This is a genomic window from Streptomyces sp. NPDC001093 (assembly GCF_040298985.1).
GTDB lineage: Bacteria > Actinomycetota > Actinomycetes > Streptomycetales > Streptomycetaceae > Streptomyces.
The window spans coordinates 1-4,705 of sequence record NZ_JBEPBF010000259.1 but is presented as its reverse complement, the minus strand read 5'-3'; the positions used below and the strand labels follow the sequence as shown (position 1 = coordinate 4,705).

At 73.6% G+C, this 4,705-nt stretch carries 2 protein-coding genes and 2 pseudogenes; 1 reads left to right on the top strand and 3 read right to left on the bottom strand.

The genetic code is table 11. From position 1 onward, the window contains the following. Nucleotides 1–264, top strand: a pseudogene (locus ABT288_RS49500) (serine/threonine protein kinase); the annotation flags it as partial. Nucleotides 265–315: 51 nt separating this feature from the next. Here the strand turns inward: ABT288_RS49500 and ABT288_RS49495 are convergent. The 3 genes and pseudogenes from ABT288_RS49495 to cobT all read right to left on the bottom strand — a co-directional run. Continuing rightward, complete coding sequence (locus ABT288_RS49495) at nt 316–1,134, bottom strand: TrmH family RNA methyltransferase (RefSeq protein ID WP_351623378.1); 819 nt, start codon at nt 1,132–1,134, stop codon at nt 316–318. 88 nt (nt 1,135–1,222) lie between these two features. Beyond that, entirely contained in the window at nt 1,223–2,455 is a 1,233-nt protein-coding gene (gene cobA / locus ABT288_RS49490; RefSeq protein WP_351623377.1) for a uroporphyrinogen-III C-methyltransferase, read from the bottom strand. Between the two features lie 147 nt (nt 2,456–2,602). Beyond that, a pseudogene (gene cobT / locus ABT288_RS49485) lies at nt 2,603–4,660 on the bottom strand (nicotinate-nucleotide--dimethylbenzimidazole phosphoribosyltransferase); the annotation flags it as partial. Nucleotides 4,661–4,705: the final 45 nt, after the last annotated feature.

Genomic DNA, 4,705 nt, shown 5'->3' with positions numbered 1-4,705 from the left:
CCGGCGCAGCGTACGACGGGCACCGGGCTGCGGCCTGCCAATCCCCGGCTGCTGCGCCAGCGGCTGTTCGTGTTCGTCGTGGTGACGCTGCTCGTGGCGCTCGGCATCGCGGTGGCCCAGGGCTGCCAGGGCCCGGCCCGCGGCCTCGGCGACGACGGCGGCCGGCGCCAGCGGTACGCACAGCCGAGCCGTCCGCCGGCGGACACCGAGGGGGCGATGTCCGACCGGTACGGGTCGGCACCGGGCCGGGTTTCCGGGAGCTGAGGCGCGCTCCGGGACCCCGGCCGGGGAGGGCCGGAGCGAAGGCGCCGAAGGTCAGGCCTCCGGGCGGCCGCTGGTCACCGCGTAGAAGGCGACCGCCGCGGCCGCGCCCACGTTGAGCGAGTCGACGCCGTGGGACATCGGGATGCGGACCCATTCGTCGGCGGCGACCAGGGCCTGGGTGGACAGTCCGTCGCCCTCGGCGCCCAGCATCAGGGCCACCCGGTCCATCCGGTGCGGGGCGGCCTCGTCCAGGGTGCGGGCCTTGTCGTCCGGGGTGAGCGCCAGCAGGGTGAAGCCGGCCTCCCGGACCGACTCCAGCCCCTTCGGCCAGGTCTCCAGCCGGGCGTACGGCACGGAGAACACCGCGCCCATGGAGACCTTGACGCTCCGGCGGTACAGCGGGTCGGCGCAGTCGGGCGACAGCAGGACCGCGTCCATGCCGAGGGCGGCGGCCGAGCGGAAGATGGCGCCGATGTTGGTGTGGTCGTTGACCGACTCCATGACCACGACCCGGCGTGCGGAGCGCAGCAGTTCGCCGGCCGTGGGCAGCGGCTTGCGCTGCATGGAGGCGAGCGCGCCGCGGTGCACGTGGTAGCCGGTGACCTGCTCGGCGAGTTCGGGGCTCACGGCGTAGACCGGGGCGGGCAGTTCGTCGATGACGTCGCGCATGACGTCGATCCACTTGGCCGAGAGCAGCATGGAGCGCATCTCGTAGCCCGCTTCCTTGGCCCTGCGGATGACCTTCTCGCCCTCCGCGATGAACAGGCCCTCGGCGGGTTCGCGCTTGCGGCGCAGCTCGACGTCGGTCAGGCCTGTGTAGTCGCGCAGGCGCGGGTCGTCGGGATCCTCGACGGTGATGAGATCGGCCACAGGGTGATACTGCCTTGTCCTGGGTGTGCTGCCAACGGCTGGGAACGGGTAGGTTACCCCGGGTTACGCGTGATCAAGCGGTGGATGATCAGGCGGCGGGCTGCGGGCCGACCGTCACGACCTCGCCGATGACGATGACCGCCGGGGGCCTGACCTCCTCGGTCCGCACCGTCTCGGCGACCGTGGCCAGGGTGGCGTCGACGCGGCGCTGCGCGGCCGTCGTCCCCTCCTGCACCAGCGCGACCGGGGTGTCCGGGGACCTGCCGTGCGCCACGAGCGTCTCGGCGATCTTCCCGATCTTGTCGACGCCCATCAGGATCACGAGCGTGCCGGTCAGCTTCGCCAGCGACGGCCAGTCGACCAGCGAGCGCTCGTCGTCGGGGGCGACATGGCCGCTGACGACCGTGAACTCGTGCGCCACGCCCCGGTGGGTGACCGGGATGCCGGCCGCGCCGGGCACGGAGATCGAGCTGGAGATGCCGGGGACGACGGTGCAGGGGATGCCGGCCTCGGAGAGCGCCTGGACCTCCTCCATGCCCCGGCCGAACACGAACGGGTCGCCGCCCTTGAGCCGTACGACCGACTTGCCCTGCTTGGCGTGCTCGATGAGCGCGTTGTTGATGGCCTCCTGGGCCATGAACCGGCCGTACGGGATCTTCGCCGCGTCGATCACCTCGACGTGCGGCGGGAGTTCGGCGAGCAGGTCGCGCGGTCCGAGCCGGTCGGCGATGACGACGTCCGCCGCGGCGAGCAGCCGGCGCCCGCGGACCGTGATCAGGTCCGGGTCGCCGGGGCCGCCGCCGACCAGGGCGACGCCGGGGGTGCGGGTGCGGTGGTGGGGCGCCACCAGGGTGCCGTCGCGCAGGCCCTCCACCACCGCGTCCCGGATGGCGGCGGTGTGGCGCGGGTCGCGGCCGCGCGCGTCCGTGGTCAGTACGGCGACGGTGACGCCCTCGCTGTGACCGGTGGCCGGGGTCCAGGCGGTGGCCTGGTCGGCGTCGTCCGAGCGCACGCACCAGACGCGGTGGCGCTCCGCTTCGGCGGAGGCGGCGGTGTTGGTCTCGGGGTCGCTGGTGGCGATGAGGGCGTACCAGGCGTCGGCGAGGTCGCCGTCCGTGTAGGGGCGCCGCTCCCAAGTGATCTCGCCCGCGTCCGCCATGGCCTCGACCGAGGGGGTCGCCTCGGGGGACACGAGCACGATGTCCGCGCCTGCCGCGATCAGTGCGGGGAGGCGGCGCTGGGCGACCTGACCGCCGCCGAGGACGACCACGCGGCGGCCGGAGAGGCGGAGGCCTACGGGGTAGGCGGGGTGTTCGGCCATGGCGGCGGCTCCTCGTGCAGTTGTGCGGTGGGGCGCGGGGCGCGCTGCACCTTCGGAGCGGCCCTGACGTGCGATTTTAGCTATGCGCAGGGCAGGGGGCACCGGGTGGTCCGGCAGCTGAACACCGGACCGCCCAGGCCGTGTCGCCTACTTCTCGGTGACCCCCGCCGAATCGAACGTCGCCACCTCGTGCATCGCCCGCGCCGTGCTCTGCACCAGCGGAAGCGCCAGCAGCGCGCCCGTGCCCTCGCCCAGGCGCAGATCGAGGTCGACCAGCGGGCGCAGGCCCAGCTTGTTCAGGGCGGCCACATGGCCGGGCTCGGCGCTGCGGTGGCCCGCGATGCAGGCCGCCAGCACCTCGGGGGCGATCGCACGGGCGACCAGGGCCGCGGCGCCGGCGCTGACGCCGTCCAGGATCACCGGCGTACGCAGGGAGGCGCCGCCGAGGAGCAGGCCGACCAGCGCCGCGTGCTCGAAGCCACCGATCGCGGCGAGGACACCGATCGGGTCGGCCGGGTCCGGCTGGTGGAGTTCCAGGGCGCGGCGGACGACCTCGGTCTTGCGGGCCAGGGTCTCGTCGTTGATGCCCGTGCCGCGACCGGTCACCTCGGCCGGGTCGGCACCCGTGAACACCGAGATGAGGGCGGCCGAAGCCGTGGTGTTGGCGATGCCCATCTCACCGGTGAGCAGCGCCTTGTTGCCGGCCGCCACCAGGTCGCGGGCGGTCTCGATGCCGACCTCGATGGCCGCCTTGGCCTCCTCGCGGGTCATCGCGGGTCCGGTGGTCATGTCGGACGTGCCGCCGCGGATCTTGCGGGGCAGCAGGCCGGGGGTGGCCGGGAGGTCGGCGGCGACACCGACGTCCACGACGCAGACCTCGGCACCGACCTGGCTCGCGAAGGCGTTGCAGACCGCTCCCCCGCCCAGGAAGTTGGCCACCATCTGGGCGGTGACCTCCTGCGGCCAGGGGGTGACGCCCTGGGCGTGCACGCCGTGGTCACCGGCGAAGATGGCGACGGCGGCGGGCTCCGGGATCGGCGGCGGGCACTGCCGGGACAGCCCGGACAACTGCGCGGAGATGATCTCCAGCATGCCGAGTGCGCCGGCCGGCTTGGTCATGCGCTTCTGGCGCTCCCAGGCCTCGCCGAGGGCCTTGGCGTCGAGCGGGCGGATCTGTGCGACGGTCTCGGCAAGCAGGTCGTGGGGTTCCTCTCCGGGCAGGGCGCGGCGGCCGTACGTCTCCTCGTGCACCACCCAGGACAAGGGGCGCCGCTTGGACCAGCCGGCCTGCATCAGCTCGGGCTCGTCCGGGAATTCGTCGACATACCCGACGCAGAGGTAGGCGATGACCTCCAGGTGCTCGGGCAGGCCGAGGGCACGGACCATCTCACGCTCGTCGAAGAAGCTGACCCAGCCGACGCCGAGGCCTTCGGCGCGGGCGGCGAGCCAGAGGTTCTCGACGGCGAGAGCGGCGGAGTACGGCGCCATCTGCGGCTGGGTGTGCCGGCCGAGGGTGTGCCGGCCGCCGCGGGTGGGGTCGGCGGTGACGACGATGTTGACCGGGGTGTCGAGGATGGCCTCGATCTTCAGTTCCTTGAACTGCTTGGCCCGGCCCTTCGGCAGCGACTTGGCGTAGGCCTCACGCTGACGCATCGCCAGTTCGTGCATGGTCCGCCGGGTGTCGGCGGAGCGGATGACGACGAAGTCCCAGGGCTGCGAGTGCCCCACGGAGGGCGCCGTGTGGGCGGCCTCCAGGACGCGGAGCAGCACCTCGTGCGGGATCGGGTCGTCGCGGAAGCCGTTGCGGATGTCGCGGCGCTCGCGCATGACCTTCAGGACGGCCTCGCGCTCGGCGTCGTCGTAGCCGGGCGCGGCCGGGCCGGTGGACTGTCGTGCTTCCGCCACGGCGGCCGTACTCTCTTCCTCCTGGTCGGCGGCCCTGGTCTGCAGGTCCTCCGCGTGCTGTACGACATCGGGGGCCGGCGCGGGTGCGGGTTCGCCCTCGCGCGGCGCGGGCACCATGGCCACCGGCTCCTGCGCCTCCTCGGTGGGGAGGACCAGGGGCTGCGGCGGGGTCGGCGCCAGGTGCGGGGTCGTGGGCACCTGGCCCTCGACCTGGACGAACTGCCCGAGCGGCTGGGCCGGGTGCCCCTGCAGCGACACGTGGGACGGCAGCGGCTCGGCCTGCCCGGCGGTCTCGGGGTGCGCGGAGGCACCGTCGGGGTTTCAAGAGCATCTTCTGAGGCCCCC